Raw genomic sequence first — 17,813 nt, forward strand, 5'->3', positions numbered from 1 at the left:
ATTCCGTTCAAATCGGATTCTGATCCTGTCTTCATCCGCATGATCTGCGGTTCTTCCTCATTTGATGATGTCTTTGACCACGGTGCCGTGAACGTCGGTGAGGCGGAAGTCGCGCCCGGCGTAGCGGTAGGTCAGTTTCTCGTGATCGATGCCGAGTAAATGCAGCATTGTGGCATGAAGATCGTGGACATGCACCTTGTTTTCGACCGCCGCAAAGCCGAAATCGTCCGTCGCCCCGATGACCTGTCCGCCTTTCACTCCACCGCCCGCGAGCCAGCTTGTGAAGCCGTAGTGGTTGTGATCGCGGCCATTGAGGGCCGGGAGTTCCGCGACCGGGGTGCGACCGAACTCGCCGCCCCACTGCACCAGCGTGCTGTCGAATAGCCCGCGCTGTTTCAGGTCGCTGAGGAACGCGGCAATGGGCTGGTCCCACTGCCCCGCGAGGGTCTTGTGCGTGGTGGCGAGGTTGTCGTGATTGTCCCACGGTTGGCCGGCGCCGCTCCAGAGCTGCACGACCCGCACCCCGCGCTCGATCAACCGGCGCGTGAGGAGCAGTTGCCGGCCGATGGTCGTGTCGCCGTACAGGTCGCGGACCTTCTTCGTTTCCCGGCTCAGGTCGAACACGTCGGCTGCTTCGGACTGCATCCGGAACGCCAGCTCGAACGTGCGGATGCGGGACTCCAGGTTCGCGTCGTTCGCGCGGTCGGCGAGGTGTTTGGCGTTCAGCGCGGCAACGAGGTCGAGTTGCTCGCGCTGCTTTTCGAGCGGGAGTTCCGTGTTGCGAATGTGCGCGATGAGTTTATCGACCTGCGTGTGTTGGCTGTCGATGTACGTGCCCTGGTACACGCCCGGCAGGAACGCGGACCGCCAGTTCTGCGTCGTGACGATCGGGTACCCGCCGGGGCACATGACGACGAACCCGGGCAGATTGCGGTTCTCGCTGCCGAGGCCGTAGGTCACCCAGCTCCCGAGGCTCGGGCGCGGTTGCCGGCCGTCGCCGCAATTCATGAGCAAGAGCGACGGCTCGTGGTTCGGCACATCCGCGTACATCGAGCGGATCACGCACATGTCATCAATGTGCGCCGCGGTCTTGGCGAACAGTTCGCTCACCTCGATCCCGGACTGGCCGTACTTCTTGAAGCTGTACGGCGACTTCATCGCGGCGCCGGTCTTGCGCTCAGTCCGGAGGTTGCCCGTCGGGATGGGTTTGCCGTGGTACTTATCGAGTTGCGGTTTGGGGTCGAACGTGTCGACCTGCGACGCTCCTCCATTCATGAACAGGTGAACGACGTGCTTGGCCTTTGCCGCGAAGTGCGGAGCCTTCGGCGCGAGTGGATCGGTTGCGCGCGGGGCATCAACCGCCTGTGCGTCACGAAGGACACCAGCGAGGGCGATGGTGCCGATACCGGTGCCGCACCGGGCGAGCATCTCACGGCGGGAAAGCGGAAGCATGAATACCTCTTCGTAGGGCCGACTGTCTCGGCCTTCTTCGCTCCAGAGTTATCAGTGGCTTTACTCTATCCTGTCGATCACCCAGAGATCCGTCTCATCGAATCGATACCGACCTGCTTCCAGGTCCGTCGCATACGTCCTCAAGAATGTTCCGAAGTCAGGACCGAGTAGTGAATGCGCGCCGACTTCGTGATTGAACTGGATCACTTGCCCGACTGCCCCACCCTCGGCTGGGTCGAGATCTACACAATGGTGGTCACCACCGCCGTTGTGCGAAAAGGGTATCCACTTCAGATTCCACCATATTCTCTTGATCGCTTCGGGGCAGTTCGGCTCGACACCACCGAGACCGCCATCTTGGATGATCTTTTGCCAGAACCCCCATTGCTGTACGAGTTCGGACAGAGACAAATATGCGTAGCCGTAGAGAAAGACTGCGCAGTCATTACTCCCGTTGTGTAAGTGGTAGGACGCGACTAAATCTTGCGGGAAGCTCAGACCGAGCTGAGCCTCTGCCACGGCAATAGCTTCCGCAGATGCTCCATCGGCCAAAGAGAACTGATCCGCTGGGACGTTCACTTTGTACCATCGAGCAATCCGCTTCCATGCATCCTTGATCTTCGCGCTTCCCGAAATCTTACGCGCCACTTGGTCCCCCAAATCGCAGACACCTGCCCCTTCAATCCACGAACGCGAACTCGTTGGTCATCAGCAGCCCGTGAGCGAGATCGATCCAGCGGTCCGTGCCCTTCGCGATGAACGCGAGGGCCAGTTTGCGCTCGTCTGCGTCCGGTCGGCGACCGTAGAGAGTCAGGTAGATCCAATCGAGTCGCTCGCCCGAATCCGCAAATTTCTGGAACACGGGAAGCGCAACGAGCTTCTTCGCCGCGTCGCGTGCGAACGGGCCGTTCATCAGAAAGAGCGCCTGCGGAGATACGGTCGTGTTCGTGCGCTCCGGAGCGAAGCCCGCCGGGTTCGGCACATCAAACGTGGTAAGCAGCGAAGGGAACTCCAGCCGGTCGATGTAGCCGAACACCGCGCGCCGTTTGTTACCGCCAAAGAGCCGCGCACTCGGGCCACCCAATTTCAGGTCGAGTTGCCCGGACGCGGCCAGGACAGCGTCGTGTAGCGGCTCGAACTCCAGTCGGCGCCGGTTCTGCTTCCAGAGCAAGCGGTTGTCGGGATCGGCAGTAGCCGCGTCTGCGCGATCGAGACTGTTCTGCGTGTAGGTCGCGGACGTCATGATGAGTTTGTGGAGGCGCTTGATGCTCCAGGGGGTACGAGGGGTGTTCTGCTCTGCGCGAGCTTCCGAAGAATTTGCTGAAGGGCTCACCCACTCGCTCGCGAGCCAGTCGAGCAGTTCGGGGTGCGTGGGGGCGTCGCCACGAAGCCCAAAATCGCCCGGAGTGCCGACGAATGCCTTCCCGAAGTGCTGCATCCACACGCGGTTCACGAACACCCGCGCCGTCAGGGGATTGTCCTTCGACACGATCTCGCGTGCCAACTCGAGGCGACCACTTCCGGCCGAAGCGAACGGCTTGCGCGCCGGGTTCGCGACGCGAATGAACTGCCGCGGGACTGAGTCGCTCGGGCGCCCGGGATTGCCGCGCTCGAAGATCCGCGGGTCGTAGGGGCGCGCGGAGTCGTGCAACACCATCGCTCGCGGTGATCCCTTCCCGAGCCACTCTTCGAGCGCACGCAGGTGTTTCTGATATTCGTCCTGGGTCGCCCGGTCGGGGAACAACGAGAGGAAACCCCAATCGAGTGCGAGCGGGGCGTCGGCAGGCGAATCCGCGCCGTACAACACGCGACGCAGCTCTTCCCGGTCGGGGTCATCGAACCGGGTCATACCCTTTGCCGCGTCCTTCCACTGTTTGTCCACATCCGTCAGTAGTTTGCCGTACCGCGTGGCCACGTCCTTCATCGATTTCGGCGGCTCGCTCAACGCCGCAGCTACGAGCTTGTTGCCCTCCGAAACGGCCTTGAGTAAGCCCGGGGCTTTCTCTGCGAACTCGGCGTCGGGTAGTTCACTGACCGCATGCCAGTGTAGGAACGCGGGGTGTTTGCGCTTCTTGGTGTCCGTGAGGAACTGCTTCCAGCGCGTAATCATGCTGGGGTTCAGGTCGCCGGGATCGGCGATCAGCATGAAGTCATCAGCCGGCGGTTGGTTCCGGGCTTCGTGTGCCGCCAAAAGGTATTCGCCCGCGCGACTCCGGGCACCTGAAACGAGCGTGGCGTGCTTCGCGGTCACGAAATCGACAAGGCGCTTTTCACGTGCGGTGAGTTCGGTGTTGTACGCCTTATCCGGCTCCTTCGGTGCCGCCCCCACGAGCGGTGGAACGGTGGGTTCAACGGAACTCCGCAACACGCCGTAAAGTGAGTAATAATCGGCCGCGGGGACGGGATCGAATTTGTGATCGTGGCACCGCGCGCACGTCACGGTGATTGCCATCAACCCGCGCGTGATGACGTCCATGCGGTCGTCGATGATGTCGTGCGTGTTGTTCATGAAGTGCCCGCCGACCGTCAGGAACCCGAGTGCGGCCTGGGCTGGGGCGTCTTGCGGCGCGAGGAGATCGGCCGCGAGTTGCTCTGTTACGAACTGGTCGAACGGCTTGTCCTCGTTCAGCGCGCGGATGACGTAATCACGGTACGTCCACGCCCACGGGTACTCCTTCCCCTCGAAGAACACGTAGCCCTTGTTGTCCGCGTAGCGGGCCACATCGAGCCAGTGCCGGCCCCAGCGCTCGCCGTAACGCGGGCTGGATAGCAACCGGTCGATCAGCTTTTCGTAGGCGCTCGGCGAATCGTCCTTCAGAAACGCTTCCACTTGTTCCAGCGACGGCGGTAACCCGTGAAGGTCGAACGTCGCGCGCCGGATCAGCGTGCGCTTGTCAGCCCGAGGGGAAAGTGAAAGTCCCTTTTCGGCGAGTTTCGCGAGCACGAACTTGTCGATCTCGTTGCGAATGTCGGCTTTAGGGTTTCGGATCTCGGGTACTACGGGGCGCTGAACGGGTCGAAATGCCCAGTGCTTCGCCGCAGCCTTTGCGATCGCGTCCGGAGCGGCCAGCGTGACCTTTTCCGGCCACGGGGCACCGAGTTCCACCCATTTCGTGAGCGCGGCGATCTCGTTTGCAGGGAGCTTTCCTCCGGGCGGCATCTTCAGGTCGTTATCGGTGTGGAGAAGCGCAGTGATGAGCAGCCCGTCCTTGGGTTTACCCGGCACGATGGCCGCGCCGCTGTGCCCGCCCTTAATGAAGCCCTCGCGCGAATCGAGCCGGAGCCCGCCCTTCGGTTTCTCGGCGGCGTGGCAAGACAGACACTTCTCGACCAGCACCGGCCGCACTTGTTTCTCGAAAAACTCCAACGGTGCCGGGTCCGCAGCGTGCGCACCCGCGCACCAGCACATCACGGCCAATGATAGAAGCGCAGCACGAATCATGCGGATGCCCTGAGAGCGGCAGTTTGAGGCGGGAATGTTCTTCGTACCAGACGGAACAGCAGCTTCTGGCGGGAGCTATCAAGGCAGGCGGGTAATCTTCTTGATCGTAATCGGAGGTTCGAGTGCCTGAATTTTGGCGGGCGCGGACTGAATCTTCTTTACGACATCCATGCCCTTCGTCACGCGGCCGAACGCCGCGAACCCCTCTCCGTCGGGGTTGCGCTTCCCGCCGTGGTCGAGTTCCGGCTGGTCACCGATGCAAATGAAGAAATCGGAAGTCGCGGTGTCGGGGCCGTCGCGTGCCATCGAGATCGTGCCGTCCTTGTGCGCGAGCTTCGTGTCCTTCGTGCGCTCCAGTTTGATCGCCTTGAACCCGTCCTTCGTCTTCTCCGGGTTGATCCCGGCCTGCACCACTTCGATCTTCACCTTGTTGTTGGGCTGGTTGTCCGGCGTCACGGTCCGGTGGAACCGCCCGCCCTCGTAGAACTTGCCGTCCACGTACTTCAGGAAGTTCGCGACCGTATTTGGAGCTTTTGCGGCGTCCAACTCGACCTCGATGTCCCCCTTATCGGTCTGAATCAGCACGCGAACCGGCTTCGGTTCCTCCGCGAACGTGTTCGTAACGGCGAACGTCACCAAGACAGCGCCCAATACGCACTTCATGTCGAGCCTCCGATCCACATCAGAACCGACCGAACCGCACGGGTCAAGGACCAGACTACAATGACGACTCGCAATGAGTCCGCTCTGCCCCTCTCGACAGGAACCGCGATGAACTCACAAGGCCCGTCCCCCGCACTGTTTTTTGATACGATCAGCGCCTTCCAACGGTCCGAGGCACTTCGGGCCGCGATCGAACTCGACCTGTTTACTCACATCGCCGCCGGACAGACCACCGTCGACCAGCTCGCACAATCCTGCCAGGCGGCCCCGCGTGGTGTCCGCATTCTGGCCGACTATCTCACCATCCTCGGGTTCCTCCGCAAACAAAACGACCGGTACGAACTGACGCCCGATACGAACACGTTCCTCAACCGTCAGTCGCCCGCGTACCTCGGCGGCGTCACCGAGTTTTTGCTCACGCCCCAACTGAAGGAGTGCTTTGCGCTCCTGACGGCCGCAGTTCGACGCGGGGGAACGGCAGTTTCGGCGGAAGGGACCGTTTCGCACGACAACCCGATCTGGGTCGCGTTTGCCCGGGCGATGGGACCGGTCATGCAGCTCCCGGCCAAATTGCTCGCCGGGCTGGTGGGCGGGGACCAACAACAACCGCTGCGCGTGCTCGACGTGGCCGCGGGGCACGGGCTGTTCGGCCTCGCGGTTGCAGAGAGTTACCCACGTGCCCACATTACCGCACTGGACTGGTCGAACGTCCTCGCGGTGGCGAACGAGAACGCGAAGCGAGCCGGGTTCGCCGACCGATATGCGTTGCTCCCGGGGAGCGCGTTCGACACCGATTGGGGCGGCCCTTACGATGTCGTGCTTCTGACGAACTTCCTCCACCACTTCGACGCCGACACCTGTACAAAACTGGCGGCAAAAGCGCATGCAGCGCTGGCCCCGAACGGGCGTGCGATCACACTGGAATTCATTCCCGACGCCGACCGAATCAACCCGCCCGGCACTGCCACGTTCGCGCTCACGATGCTCGCGACCACGGCCCGCGGGGACGCCTACACGTTCGCGGAATACGAGCGGATCTTCACTCAAGCGGGGTTCGCGCGCAACGAATTCCACGCGCTCCCACCGACAACACAGCAGGCCGTCGTGTCGTACAAACAGTGAGCTTCGTGAAACCGGTTCGCGCGTCCTGTAGTTTGGGGAACCCACGAAAACGATGTTGGCGCTCGCGGTGCTCGGCGTAACTTTCTGCCCGCGCGCAGCACGAGCCGACATGGGCTTCCCCGGGTTCAAGACCCGCTCTTCACGGTTACGGTTCGTCAATCGTTGCGACGGCTGCGATACCGGGCGGTAGTCTCACCGCTTTTCATTGACCGCGAATCGCGGAACGAGTTTGAGCGCGGCGGAGTTCAGACAGAAACGAAGGCCGTGCGGCGGTGGGCCGTCGGGGAAGACGTGCCCCAAATGCGCGTCGCACCGGCTGCACAGCACTTCCGACCGCACCATGAAGTGACTGCGATCGGTCCGCGTGCTCACGTTGTCTTCTGCGACTGGTTCCTTGAAGCTCGGCCAACCGGTCCCGCTATCGAACTTCGTAAGCGAATCGAACAGCGGTTGGTCGCAGCACACGCATGCGAACACGCCGTCGTCCTTCGTGTTCCAGAACGCGCCGGTACACGATCGCTCTGTCCCGTGCTCGCGGGTCACGCGGTACTGCTCCGGCGACAGTTGCGCCCGCCATTCGGCATCGGTTTTCACAACCTTTGTGCCGCCCACGGGTTTGCCTTCGCGCTCAGGAAGCGAGGCCGACGTCATCGCGCCACGCGACACGAAAGCCCAGAACACGAAAGCGGCGACGAAGCCGAGGAAGAGGAGAACGAGCAGTTGGCTTTTCATACGGGTTGGATGCGCGCCGGCGGAACGGGTTTCGGGCTACTTGCGCTGAATCTTCTTCGGCCCGGTCCCGGCGGCCTTCTCGTAGGTGCCCTTATCGGTCTTCACGTATTTGGTGAACCCCCGCGACGCGAGGTTCTTGTCGCTGACCGCGGCCTTGCCCTGCGTGTCGGTCCAGGCCCGCGGCGCGTTGGCCTCGGTGAACACGCGGCGCACCGGTTCGCTGGTTTCCGGGTGCGTCGTGAGCGGGGCGTCGGACATCTTCTGGAACACCTCGAACTGCTCGCCCCCGGCCCCGTCCGCGAGAACCACTTCGTACACGTACAACGGCATGGAAAAGCTCCGAAATCGAAACTGCTACGGATGAACACAGAAGACACAGATCAAGGCAAAACACAGAAGAGTTTTGGACAGGATTAACGGGATCGACAGGATTCCGAATTCTAATCCTGTCGGGAAACTCTTCGGTTTTGATCCGCGTGATCTGCGTTCATCCGCGGCCGCCTTTATCTTACCCCTTCGCCAGTTCCGCGCGAACGGTTTCCAGGAGCTTCTTCGTGGCCTTGATGCCCTCCGGTTCGCCGATCTTGCCGCCCTCGTACTCGATCCCGACGAACCCGTGGTACTTGTACTTCTTCACCACGAGTTCCATCATCTTGCGGTAATCGGTGTGGGTTTCGTTCCCCTTATCATCGAAGTCGTGCGTCTTGGCCGAAACGCCCTTCGCGAAGGGCATCAGTTCGTCCACGCCCTTGTACCGGTCGTAGGACGTTTCCTTGATGACCCCGACGTTACCGATGTTGAAGTTGCCGAAGTCGGGCAGCGTCCCGCAGCGCTTGTGATCGACCTGCTTCATCACGCCTGCGAGCCATTCCCCGTGACTCGACAGCCCGCCGTGGTTCTCCACGATGGTGTTGATCCCGAGCGTGTCGGTGAACTCGGCGAGCTTGCGCAGCCCGTCGGCGGCGAGCTTCTGCGTTTCGGCGAACCCCTTCTTCCAGTCGCTCGCCGCGTTCACGCGGATGCTGTGGCACCCGAGGAACTTCGCCCATTCCGTCCAGCGCTTGTGGTTCTCGACGGCCGCGGCGCGCTTCTTCTCGTCCGGGTCGCCGAGGTTCCCCTCGCCGTCGCACATGATGAGGACGCTCACCACCTTGTTGTCGTCCGCGACCTTCTTCAGATCCTTGAGGTACCCGTCGTCCTTCTTCTTGTCCTTGTAGAACTGGTTGACGTACTCGACGCCGTTGATCCCGTATTCCTTCGCGGTGATCTCGGCGAACTTGAGCGCGTCGAGCTTCTTCGCGAAGAGCGCGCGGTGCAGCGACCACTGCGCGAGCGAGATTTTGAACAGTTCGGCCGGTTCAGCAGCGCGCCCCAGGCGCGGGAGGAGGGCGACGCCGCCGATCGCGGCGGAAGCAGCGAGGAAGTCGCGACGCGAGAGAGAACGCATGGGTAGGACTCCGGAGTGGGTGGCCGGGAAGGGGCCGAGGATTGATTCTATAGCGATCCGGCGGGACAGCGCCGGAACTCACTCGTAGCGCTTGCGGAGGGCTTCGATCTCGGCGGTCTTTTTCTGAGTGTCTAGTACGGCGATGAGCACGTCCCTGGCCTCGGTATTCAGTACGTCGATGTACAGCGCCCGGCGCGCGACGCTCTCGGCGAGCTGCGGCCGGTTCGCGTTCGCGTGCAGTTTGGCGAGCCGAATGTGCAGCGCGATGTCGTCCGGACTCGCAACGATCCGTTCCGAAAGCACGCGGGCGAGTTCATCGGGCTTCTTGGCGGTATCGTAAACGCGCACGAGTTGTTCGAGCCAATCGGCTTCGCCCGGTGCGAACTTGAGTCCGTTCTCGAAAGTTGCAGCAGTTTTGTCGTAGTCCTTCAACTCAAACAGGAGTTTGCCGAATTCCAACAACACGCGCCCGTCTTCGGGGTTCCCGGCCACCGCTTCTTCCAGCGCGGCTTTTGCGCCGGCCTCGTCTTTCGCGCGCCGGAGCAACCGCGCGGCCACGATTGATGCGCCTGGGTGCCCCTTCTCCTTCGCGCGCACGGCCTCTGCGAGCGCCTTCGCGTCCGCAGGCTTGTCGCGCCGAAGGTACTCTCCCGCGAGCCGAGCGGCCAGATCCAGGTCGTCGGGCTTCGCCTTGTGCGCCGCTTCGAGTTCGGCAAAGGTCATCGGCTTGTCCGGGCGCCGCGGGGCCGCGGACTTCACCACGTCCGCGATGTACTTGCGGTACCCGGCTTCAAAATCCACCTTCTCGACCCCGAGTGCTGCCTTCAGCGCAACTGTGGTGTCGCTGTCGACCTTGTACGCATTCAGCAACTTCGCGATGCCCTCTTCACCGTGTGCTTTCGCAATGTACTCGACGTAAAGGAGTCCCTGGTAGTACGCGAGCATCACGTCAGCCGGTTGGTTGAACCGCTTGTAGGCGCGCGAGATGGTGTCGAGGTCGAATGCGGTTCCCGCCGCGAGCCGGTCGCGCAGGACCAGTGCGACCTGACCGAAGCGCTTGGTATTTTCCGCGCGAACGGCCAAACCTTCTGTTAACCAGACGGGCGCCCGGTGCCCCGTTTGGAGCAGATTGAATGCGTGCGTCAGTTCGTGCCGAACAACGACGGCCCAGTTGTACGCCCGCGTGCCGCCATCGGCCCGAGGCGAGGGCAGCGCGATGAGCGGGCCGGTACAGGCTCCCTGAACGGCCCCCGGAAGCCCCGGCAACATCGCGATGCGCCCGCTGAACATCTGGCGCCGCGCGAACACCTCCACGAGTATCTTGCCCGGCGGGGTGAAGCCGTACTGTTTCGCGAGTTCCGCGAACGTCTCTTCCAGCACGTCCGCGAGAAATGCGGCCAGCACTTTGTCGTTCTTCTTGTCGAAGCGGATCACGAAGTGCGGCGTTTCGGTGGTCGCGTACTCGGCAAGTTCGTCGAGCACGGTGAGCGCGTTATCGGCCTTCACGTTGAACGGGTCGGCCTTCATCGCGGCCTTGAGCGCCGTTCGCGCTTCCGGCTCGCGGCCCTGCATGTACAGCAGCAATCCCAGCCCGGCCTTCGGTCCGGGTAGTGTCGGACGCAGCGTACTCGCTTTCTCGAAGCACTCCGCGGCGATCACGAACTGGCGCGTATCGGTGAAGATGGTGCCCAGTTCCAGGTGGAACGTGGCGGGCTTCGTATCGAACGCTTCGACTTCTTTGCCCAGTGTGTCGTAACCAGCCTTATCACTGGTCAGGTACCGGATCGCCGCGAGGCGCGCGAGTGTCGATTCGTCGCGCGGGTTGATCGCTTTGGCCGCGAGCAGGAGCTTCTCCGCGCCCGGGTAGTCCGCTTCAGCGAATCGCACGTCGGCCTTTAATCTCAGCGCACCGGGGTGCTTGGGGTTCACTTTAAGTGCACTGTCGGCCTGGCGCTCGGCGTCGGCGAAGTCCATTCGCTCCAACGCGATCAACCCATTCCCGACCAGAGCTTCCACGGCCTTCGGGTTGATCTTGAGCGCGGCATCGAACGAATTGGCCGCGTCCGCGCGGTTGTGCTTGTCCAGAAACAACTGACCGCTGAGGTACTCGGCCTGCCAGCAGTCCGCATCGGCCTTGAGCGCGTCGCGCAGCACTTCCGTGAGAATGAACTTGAACTGATCCGGCTTATTGTGAGTGGTCGCGTTCTCGATGCCAGCCTGCGCGACGATGAGCAACTTCTCGGGGTCGGTGATCTCTTTCTCGACCGCCGCGGCATCGGAGTACGCCTTCACGAACCAGCGCATTTCGGTGTCCGCGGCCGCCAGATCACCCTTATCACGCAGCACCCGAGCACGCACCCACCGCGCGAGAAAGTGCTTGGCGTCCTTCTTGATGGCGGCTTCGGCGTCTTTCGTCGCGTCGTCCCACTTCCCGAGCGCGAGGAGCAGGTCCGCCCGGTGACCGAGCAGGTCGGGGTTGTCGGGCGATGCCTTCAGTCCGGCATCGAGGGCGTCGAGAGCTTTCAAGTTCTCGCCCTGCGCCCGGTAACACGCCGCCTGACCAATGAACGCTAACGGCAATTTCTCGTTCTTCGCGAGTTCGTCGTACCCTGCCAGCGCCTCCGCGAAGTTCCCGCGCTGAAGCCGCTGCTTTAGTGCGGGGTACTCCGTTTTGGGTTGAGCGCGAACGGTTCCGACGAGCGACAGCGCGAAAAGTGTGACGAGCAGTGTGCGCATAGTGAACTCACCGTACCGCTGTAACACGGTAACCGCAAGCGGCGGGCGCGTAAGAAATACTGCCGGCGTCGGGTGGGCGGGGTGTAACTAACTTCTCTGGTGGGGTTGGCGGAATTTGGGTAAGTGGGGTGTTCTCGGATGCGAACAGGGATGTTCTATGAGCAAGACCGTCACGATTGAAATCCCCGCCGAAAGCGAAGCGCTAGTCCGGCAGCTATTGGCCGTCCACGAAGAGCTCCAAGCTCTGGCGCTCTCCGCGGCCAACGGCACGGTCTTGGACGCCTGCGAAACGGCGGTCATACCCAAGGGACGCGAACTGACCAAAAACCTCTTGGCCGATGCGGTCACCCGACGCATCCAAGCCGCCGAAAAAAAGGGTCGCCGATCCGAATCTGCGACTGCGGGCGAGCCAAAGAAGACCGCGGGAAAAAGCCCCGGCAGTTCGTGACCACTGTCGGCCCTCTGAACCTCACGCGACACTATTGGCAATGCCGCTGTGGAGCCGAAGGAGCTTACGCAGCCGATGCCGTCATCGGTCTGACGCAGCGATTCAGCACGGTTCTTCAGAAGCATTGCTGTCGTTTGGCTGCCGATGTGTCGTTCGCCAAGACCCGCGAACATCTCCGGGAGTTGCTGGGAGTGAAGTTGGCCCCCGAGACCGCGCGCCAGCTCGTGGGAACGCATGGCCGGGCGATGACGACGTTCCAACCCCAGGATCACGCCACGGCCCAGACGTTTCGCCAAACCCCAGGCGAGATCGAGTTGGCGATTGACGCGGGCAAGGTCAATACCCGCGAAGAAGGCTGGAAAGACCTGAAGATCGCAGTGATTTCCAAGCGTGAGGCCGGCACGGCGGTATCACCCGAGCAGTGGCAGGACGACGAGCGCTTGCCCCCGGCCGGTGCGGTCGTGTCGTTCGCGATGATCGCCAAATCGAAAGTGTTTCGACGCCGTTGGGGTCCGTCGTTGCGTCAGTTGGGTGTGGCGCAGTGGTCGAGCGTCCATGCGTTGGGTGACGGGGCCAGTTGGATTTGGAAGTCGGTCAATCGTGTGCTGCCGGGTTGTCGAGAGACGCTGGACATTTACCACGCCAGTGAGCGGTTGAGCCTTTGTGCGCAGAGGATATTCGGCCAGGGGACCGACGAGGCCCGTGCTGCTTTTGAGCGCGGTCGCGACGTGTTGTTGCGTGAGGGTTGGGGTGGTGTGTGCGTGTGGGTGTCAGAACTGTTGTCCGTCGAGACTCTCGAAGAACGGACACGAAGGCAGAAGGCGACGGAGAAGTTGTTGGGCTACTTCGCCAAGCACACGAATCGTTTGGCGTATCGTGATCGGTTGGCCCGTGGCCAGGCCATCGGCAGCGGTGCGGTGGAAGGACAAGCCAAGACCCTGGGATTGCGTTTGAAAGCCCGAGGTGCTCGCTGGCTCAAGAAGAACGTCCGACCGATGGCGAGCCTGGTCTGCGTGCGGAACTCCATCCAGTGGCAGGCCTATTGGAGCTTGGCGGCATGACCCCAGAGAATTTGGATACACCCGGTGGGCGCTCAGACGCGCTCGCTTGCGAATTTCCTTCGAGTCCCCCATCTTCTCGTGCCGATGTTCTTGTAACGACCGCTTTTCGGGTGGTCGGCTCAGCGCTTTTGAGCCACAAGGTTCCGATGTTCCAACGTCTCGACGGCGCGCGGGTTATACCGGCCCCCTTTCCGCACATTGTTCTGCACGATGTACTCGATGGCGACATCTCGGCCGAACTCGTCCGGCAGATGCCGCCGCTGACGACGCTCACCGGCGGCGCGCAACTCGGCAGCAACGCCCGGTTCACGCTCAATGCGGCCACAGCGCTTGCCGCTCCGGACGTTTCGCCGCTGTGGAAGCAGATCATCAACGAGGGAATGTCGCAGGAGTTTCTGGACCGCGTCACGCGCCTCTTCGGGCCGTTCATTCGCGCCGAGTTCCCCGACTTCGCCACGCGCTTCGCCGATCCCGAGCGATTGGTCGCACGACCGCGTCAGGCTCCCGAGCGTCCACTCGGTGCCGTGGGCCTCGACGCACAAATCTCGGGAAACACGCCCGCACTCACCGGCGGTACGACGGTCCGCGGCCCTCACCTCGACCGCACGGACAAACTGTTCGTCGGCCTCCTCTACCTCCGCCTCGACGGGGACGATTCGGATGGAGGGAACCTGGAGTTGTACGAGGCGGTCGACCCCGAACCGACCTTCGCCCCGAAGCGATTGCTCACACGCGACAGGGTGCGTTTGGTCAAAACAGTGCCTTACCGCCGCAACACTTTGGTGCTGTTCCTGAATACGCCCCGCGCGTTACACGGTGTCAGCCCGCGCGCCGCCACGCCGCACCCGCGTTACTTCCTGAACCTCGTCGGCGAAATGACCGGTCCGGTGTTCGATGTGCGCTGCCAGTCGCCACTTCCGGCCGCTCCACCGGTGCCCGAAACCCGCGGGCTGATCCGCCGGATGTGGAACGGCCTCGTTCGCCGCAGTGCGTGAATCGTGAGGTCGGCATGGACTTGTACTCCCGTCTCCGCTCATCAATGGTAGTCCACGAACCCTTCCCGCACGTCCTCGTGGAAGGGGCGATCGATCCCGCACGGTGCGCCGAACTAGTACGATCCTTCCCCGCGCTGAGTCAGTTCGGCTCGGCGCTGCCCGACGCGAAGAAAGTGTTGCGCCGATCGGTCCACCTCACCGACCTGACCGGTCCGCTGCGCGACCTCATCGCGCGCCACGTTCGGCCCGAAGCGTTCGCGGCCCTCGCCCGCGTCTTCGGTGAAGCGATCCGGCGCGAGTACCCGTGGTTCGAGGACCGATTCGCTCGGCTGGAAGCGCTACGTGTGGGCCAGCGTCACGCCGAGGGCCAAGGAGCGTGCGACGTGCTCCTCGACGCTCAGTTGGCCGTACTCGCTCCCGTTGAACGCGGAACCGTCGGCGAGCGCGGCCCACACGTAAAGGGACCGAATAAAATTCTGGAAGGACTACTCTTCCTGCCCGCCGAGGACGACAACACGCCCGGCGGCGAACTGGAACTTTACGAAGCGATCGCCGGTCACCGTCCGCGGTTCGGAGCGCGGAACCAGACGAGCCCGCGCGGGCTACGAATAGCGCGTTCCGTGGCGTACCGCGCCGGTACACTGGCGGTCTGGCTGAACACGGCCCGCTCGATCACTCGAATCGCGCCGCGACCGGCCTCCCACTGGCCGGTTCGCTTCGTGAACCTCCCGGTTCAACTGCCCGAACCGCTTTTTGAATTGCCCCAACAACCGTCCCCTCTTTGGAAACGGCTCCGGGGTTGGCTCGCACGCGGCAGCGGCGCAGGTTCGCGGGGGAACGTTCGATGAGTCCGATCCGCGTGTTCCTCGGCTACGACGAGCGCGAGGCCGTGGCGTTTCACGTCGCGTCGCACAGCATTCACCGGCACAGTAGCGCCCCGGTCAGCATCACGCCGCTGATGCTCACTCAAGTCGCCGGGATCTTCCACCGGCCGCGCGATCCCAACCAGTCGACCGATTTCGCCTTCACCCGGTTCCTCGTGCCCTACTTGTGTGGGTTCGAGGGTTGGGCCGTGTTCGCCGACTGCGACGTCCTGTTCCGTACCGACATCGCCCGTCTGTGGGCGCTGCGTGACCCGCAGTTCGCGGTCCAGGTGGTCCAGCACGACCACCGGCCGTCCGAGACGACCAAGTTCCTCGGTGCGGCGCAAGTGTGCTACCCGCGCAAGAACTGGTCGAGCGTGGTGCTGTTCAACAACGCGCGATGCGCGGCACTGACCCCGGAATTCGTCGCGTCCGCGTCGGGCCTGGAGCTGCACCGGTTCCTGTGGCTCAAGGACGACGAAGTGGGTGCCCTGCCCCGCGGCTGGAACCATCTCGTCGGCTACAGCCCGGACCTACCCGACGACGAGCTACACAACCTGCACTTCACGTCCGGTGGGCCGTGGTTCGAGGGCTGTCGGGGCAGCGCGTTCGACAACTCGTGGTGGACCGAATTGGGTCTGGCTCTGGGACCACTGAAGGCAGGCGCGATCGGGGCCGTCCCCTCTCCGGAACGGAGGGCGGCGTGAAGCTCCTTTTTTCCCAGGACGACCTCGCTACGCTGTGCCGACCGCGGCCCGTGTTCCCGGTCGAGTACCACATTCAGAACGAACTGTACGGCCTGCACCTGTTGCTGCGCGAGTTCGCGGGGCTGCCCGCGGACCGGCCGCTGCCCTGGGCAATGGAGCACGCGATCAACTTCGGCAGCCCCGAACCGTACTCGGCCGACGCGACCAGTCCGCTCCCGATTCGGCTGGCGATCACCGAACAGCAGGCCGCAGCCCTGCGCGGCCGCGGCGGGACCGTTTACCCCATCGGGTCCGCCTTCTTCTACATGCGAGAACTCTTTGCCCGTCGGTACGGCAACGAAGCTCCGGTCCGCACCGGGACACTGGTTTTCCCGGACAAATCCACCACCCACCAGAACACCGACTACGACCGCGCTCGGTTCGCGGACGAGTTGGCCAACCTGCCGGACGAATTTCAACCCGTGGCGGTGAGTATCTTCTGGCGCGACTGGGAACGGGGGTGCCACGAACCGTTCGCCCGCGCGGGGCTTCGGCTCGTCACGTCGGGCCACCCGTATGATCCGCTGTTCCTGTTCCGCCAGTACGACCTGTGCCGCCGGTTCCGCTACGCCTGCGCCAACGATCTCTCGACATCGTTCTGCCTGTCGGTCCTGGCGGGGTGCCACTTCTTCCATTGGCCCACCGGCGGGTTAACCGTGACGCGCGGTGGAGTTTCACGTTTCTACGCGGAGGAACCGACGTTCCACTTGCCCGGGAAGCGAGAGTGTATCGCGGCGGCACCGTTTCCGCCGGTCGACAACCGCACGGTTCAGGTGGAGTTAGCGGAACGGTTCGCGGGGCGCGACTCCGTGCGCCCACCGGAGTTCTTCCGCCGCTTGTATGAAGAAAGCCAGAACACTCTCCTGTCGCTGCCCGTTGAGAACCAGAATTTCAATGTGCCCGCCCCCGCAACCCGGCTCGCCGGTTGGCGCGGGTGGGGGATCGACGCCGACGGCTGGACCCGAACCCGTTTCGGGTTCACCACCCCCGCCGGTACACGAGGCGTGCGACTGGATCTGGACGTGTCACCAGACGCGATACCCCCCTGGCCACTGATCGAGGTGCGCGCGGGAACCCAGATTCTGCCCCTGAGCATCCGACCAGGACGCATTTCACTGGAATTGCCCGGCGGGTGTGCGGTGGAAGTGAACGGCGGCATTGAAGTGCCGTTGACCGGGGGCCGGTCGCGTTCCTTGCGCGTGGCAGGTTTGGAGCGACTGGAACGGCCCGCATCAACGGCGTGGGTGTGGCCCGGTGAACCGTCCGAAGCCCAAGCCCCGGTCTTCCGCGACTATGGCCCGAGTGGGTGGGTCACCACCGGTATCGACACCGACGGCTGGTGTCACGCCACGAGTCGCGCGAGTGGGCGCGTACCCGACGGGTGCTCGGCAGTGCGCCTGTTGTTAGACGCTCCCCCCGGCCCACGAGCGCGGTGGTTCATTTGCTCCAGCGAAGGCGCGGTGCGTGTGGATGTCGATCCGGGTGTGTGGGAACTGGACGTGTCGGCGGGAGTGGACGGATTGGTAGACGTAACGATAGTGGCCGATCACGCCTCACCGGTGGGGCCAGGCGACCCGCGTGTCCGTGCGTTTCACATACGCTCAGCGAGTTGGCTCCACTCAGGCGCGCTAAGTATGCGGCGTTCCGCATCAGCGGGTGCGGCGTGAGTAGCCCGAGCGGGTGACTTCGTAGGGTCGTCTATCACCCAAAAATTGAATGGTCCCACAAATAAATTTGCTCCCGCAGCACCCAATCGATTCGGGGTACTGCGGGAGCGATGTTTGTTACACTCAGTATTAGGCCGCTTCCGCGGTGCAAACTTCGATGCGGTTCAGGAGCCTCCGCACGCCCACGGCGTTCCGAACCGTTTCCTGTGCCATTTGTTTAAGATAATAACTCGACACTTGGCCGGTGAGAACCACTTCGCTCTCGTTTTCGGTCACGCGCACCCGGCGTAGTTGACCGAGCGGACTACTGGTCAGGGCATCAATCAGTTCGGACGTCATGATCGGGCAGGTGTTCATCGCGGCGCTCCTTCGGGGGTTGATCTCGGACGAGGCTTCCGAACCGAAAGTGCGGCTACCGGTCACGGGCATACCGGCGGTC

16 protein-coding genes are annotated in these 17,813 nt (G+C 63.0%); 7 read left to right on the top strand and 9 right to left on the bottom strand.

The annotated features are described in order from the left end of the window. Window positions 1–57 precede the first annotated feature (57 nt). From VT84_RS20330 to VT84_RS20345, 4 genes are all read right to left on the bottom strand, one after another. Window positions 58–1,452: a DUF1501 domain-containing protein gene (locus VT84_RS20330; RefSeq protein WP_082840793.1), complete on the bottom strand. Its 1,395-nt coding sequence runs from the start codon at window positions 1,450–1,452 to the stop codon at window positions 58–60. 60 nt (window positions 1,453–1,512) lie between these two features. Next, entirely contained in the window at window positions 1,513–2,100 is a 588-nt protein-coding gene (locus tag VT84_RS20335) for an SMI1/KNR4 family protein (protein ID WP_162271783.1), read from the bottom strand. A 31-nt stretch (window positions 2,101–2,131) separates the two neighbouring features. Further along, the gene (locus VT84_RS20340) at window positions 2,132–4,798 is read right to left on the bottom strand and encodes a PSD1 and planctomycete cytochrome C domain-containing protein (protein ID WP_204249610.1); all 2,667 of its coding nucleotides are present in this window, start codon (window positions 4,796–4,798) and stop codon (window positions 2,132–2,134) included. Between the two features lie 174 nt (window positions 4,799–4,972). Beyond that, entirely contained in the window at window positions 4,973–5,557 is a 585-nt protein-coding gene (locus VT84_RS20345; RefSeq protein WP_082840796.1) for a peptidylprolyl isomerase, read from the bottom strand. Window positions 5,558–5,617: 60 nt separating this feature from the next. Here VT84_RS20345 and VT84_RS20350 point away from each other — a divergent pair, with 60 nt between their 5' ends. Then, window positions 5,618–6,679 (top strand): methyltransferase, encoded by a 1,062-nt coding sequence (locus VT84_RS20350; protein ID WP_239465421.1) that lies wholly within the window; start codon window positions 5,618–5,620, stop codon window positions 6,677–6,679. 192 nt (window positions 6,680–6,871) lie between these two features. Here the strand turns inward: VT84_RS20350 and msrB are convergent, their stop codons facing one another. From msrB to VT84_RS20370, 4 genes are all read right to left on the bottom strand, one after another. After that, window positions 6,872–7,330, bottom strand: coding sequence for a peptide-methionine (R)-S-oxide reductase MsrB (msrB, locus tag VT84_RS20355; protein ID WP_052555653.1), 459 nt, complete (start codon window positions 7,328–7,330; stop codon window positions 6,872–6,874). A gap of 117 nt (window positions 7,331–7,447) precedes the next feature. Further along, a complete protein-coding gene (locus VT84_RS20360; RefSeq protein WP_052555224.1) occupies window positions 7,448–7,741 on the bottom strand; it encodes an FmdB family zinc ribbon protein in 294 nt (97 codons plus the stop codon). 178 nt (window positions 7,742–7,919) lie between these two features. Then, window positions 7,920–8,858, bottom strand: coding sequence for a sugar phosphate isomerase/epimerase family protein (locus tag VT84_RS20365; protein ID WP_082840799.1), 939 nt, complete (start codon window positions 8,856–8,858; stop codon window positions 7,920–7,922). A 78-nt stretch (window positions 8,859–8,936) separates the two neighbouring features. Beyond that, entirely contained in the window at window positions 8,937–11,594 is a 2,658-nt protein-coding gene (locus VT84_RS20370) for a tetratricopeptide repeat protein (RefSeq protein WP_082840800.1), read from the bottom strand. Window positions 11,595–11,751: 157 nt separating this feature from the next. Between VT84_RS20370 and VT84_RS20375 the strand changes: the two genes are divergently transcribed. The 6 genes from VT84_RS20375 (at window position 11,752) to VT84_RS20400 (ending at window position 17,374) form a co-directional block, all read left to right on the top strand. Further along, window positions 11,752–12,042: a hypothetical protein gene (locus VT84_RS20375; protein WP_052551189.1), complete on the top strand. Its 291-nt coding sequence runs from the start codon at window positions 11,752–11,754 to the stop codon at window positions 12,040–12,042. A 134-nt stretch (window positions 12,043–12,176) separates the two neighbouring features. Then, a complete protein-coding gene (locus VT84_RS20380; protein WP_157469072.1) occupies window positions 12,177–13,103 on the top strand; it encodes a hypothetical protein in 927 nt (308 codons plus the stop codon). Between the two features lie 146 nt (window positions 13,104–13,249). Next, window positions 13,250–14,098 carry a 2OG-Fe(II) oxygenase gene (locus VT84_RS20385; protein WP_082840801.1) on the top strand — a complete coding sequence of 283 codons (849 nt, stop codon included), beginning with the start codon at window positions 13,250–13,252 and terminating at the stop codon, window positions 14,096–14,098. A gap of 14 nt (window positions 14,099–14,112) precedes the next feature. After that, window positions 14,113–14,946 (top strand): hypothetical protein, encoded by an 834-nt coding sequence (locus VT84_RS20390; protein ID WP_157469663.1) that lies wholly within the window; start codon window positions 14,113–14,115, stop codon window positions 14,944–14,946. Then, a complete protein-coding gene (locus VT84_RS20395; RefSeq protein WP_052555233.1) occupies window positions 14,943–15,668 on the top strand; it encodes a glycosyl transferase in 726 nt (241 codons plus the stop codon). The genes VT84_RS20390 and VT84_RS20395 overlap by 4 nt, the downstream gene beginning before the upstream one ends. Beyond that, window positions 15,665–17,374 carry a hypothetical protein gene (locus VT84_RS20400; RefSeq protein ID WP_082840803.1) on the top strand — a complete coding sequence of 570 codons (1,710 nt, stop codon included), beginning with the start codon at window positions 15,665–15,667 and terminating at the stop codon, window positions 17,372–17,374. The genes VT84_RS20395 and VT84_RS20400 overlap by 4 nt, the downstream gene beginning before the upstream one ends. 129 nt (window positions 17,375–17,503) lie before the next feature. Here the strand turns inward: VT84_RS20400 and VT84_RS20405 are convergent, their stop codons facing one another. Next, window positions 17,504–17,731 carry a BON domain-containing protein gene (locus tag VT84_RS20405; protein WP_052555236.1) on the bottom strand — a complete coding sequence of 76 codons (228 nt, stop codon included), beginning with the start codon at window positions 17,729–17,731 and terminating at the stop codon, window positions 17,504–17,506. Between the last annotated feature and the right edge of the window lie 82 nt (window positions 17,732–17,813).

The sequence above is a fragment of the Gemmata sp. SH-PL17 genome (assembly GCF_001610855.1).
In the GTDB taxonomy this organism is placed as follows: Bacteria; Planctomycetota; Planctomycetia; order Gemmatales; family Gemmataceae; genus Gemmata; species Gemmata massiliana.

Bases quoted from the DNA above. Each gene is read 5' to 3' on its own strand.
- VT84_RS20385 (WP_082840801.1), top strand. From the start codon at position 13,250: ATGTTCCAACGTCTCGACGGCGCGCGGGTTATACCGGCCCCCTTTCCG.
- VT84_RS20330 (WP_082840793.1), bottom strand. From the start codon at position 1,452: ATGCTTCCGCTTTCCCGCCGTGAGATGCTCGCCCGGTGCGGCACCGGT.
- VT84_RS20370 (WP_082840800.1), bottom strand. From the start codon at position 11,594: ATGCGCACACTGCTCGTCACACTTTTCGCGCTGTCGCTCGTCGGAACC.
- VT84_RS20375 (WP_052551189.1), top strand. From the start codon at position 11,752: ATGAGCAAGACCGTCACGATTGAAATCCCCGCCGAAAGCGAAGCGCTA.
- VT84_RS20365 (WP_082840799.1), bottom strand. From the start codon at position 8,858: ATGCGTTCTCTCTCGCGTCGCGACTTCCTCGCTGCTTCCGCCGCGATC.
- VT84_RS20390 (WP_157469663.1), top strand. From the start codon at position 14,113: ATGGACTTGTACTCCCGTCTCCGCTCATCAATGGTAGTCCACGAACCC.
- msrB (WP_052555653.1), bottom strand. From the start codon at position 7,330: ATGACGTCGGCCTCGCTTCCTGAGCGCGAAGGCAAACCCGTGGGCGGC.
- VT84_RS20405 (WP_052555236.1), bottom strand. From the start codon at position 17,731: ATGAACACCTGCCCGATCATGACGTCCGAACTGATTGATGCCCTGACC.
- VT84_RS20345 (WP_082840796.1), bottom strand. From the start codon at position 5,557: ATGAAGTGCGTATTGGGCGCTGTCTTGGTGACGTTCGCCGTTACGAAC.
- VT84_RS20350 (WP_239465421.1), top strand. From the start codon at position 5,618: ATGACGACTCGCAATGAGTCCGCTCTGCCCCTCTCGACAGGAACCGCG.
- VT84_RS20360 (WP_052555224.1), bottom strand. From the start codon at position 7,741: ATGCCGTTGTACGTGTACGAAGTGGTTCTCGCGGACGGGGCCGGGGGC.
- VT84_RS20395 (WP_052555233.1), top strand. From the start codon at position 14,943: ATGAGTCCGATCCGCGTGTTCCTCGGCTACGACGAGCGCGAGGCCGTG.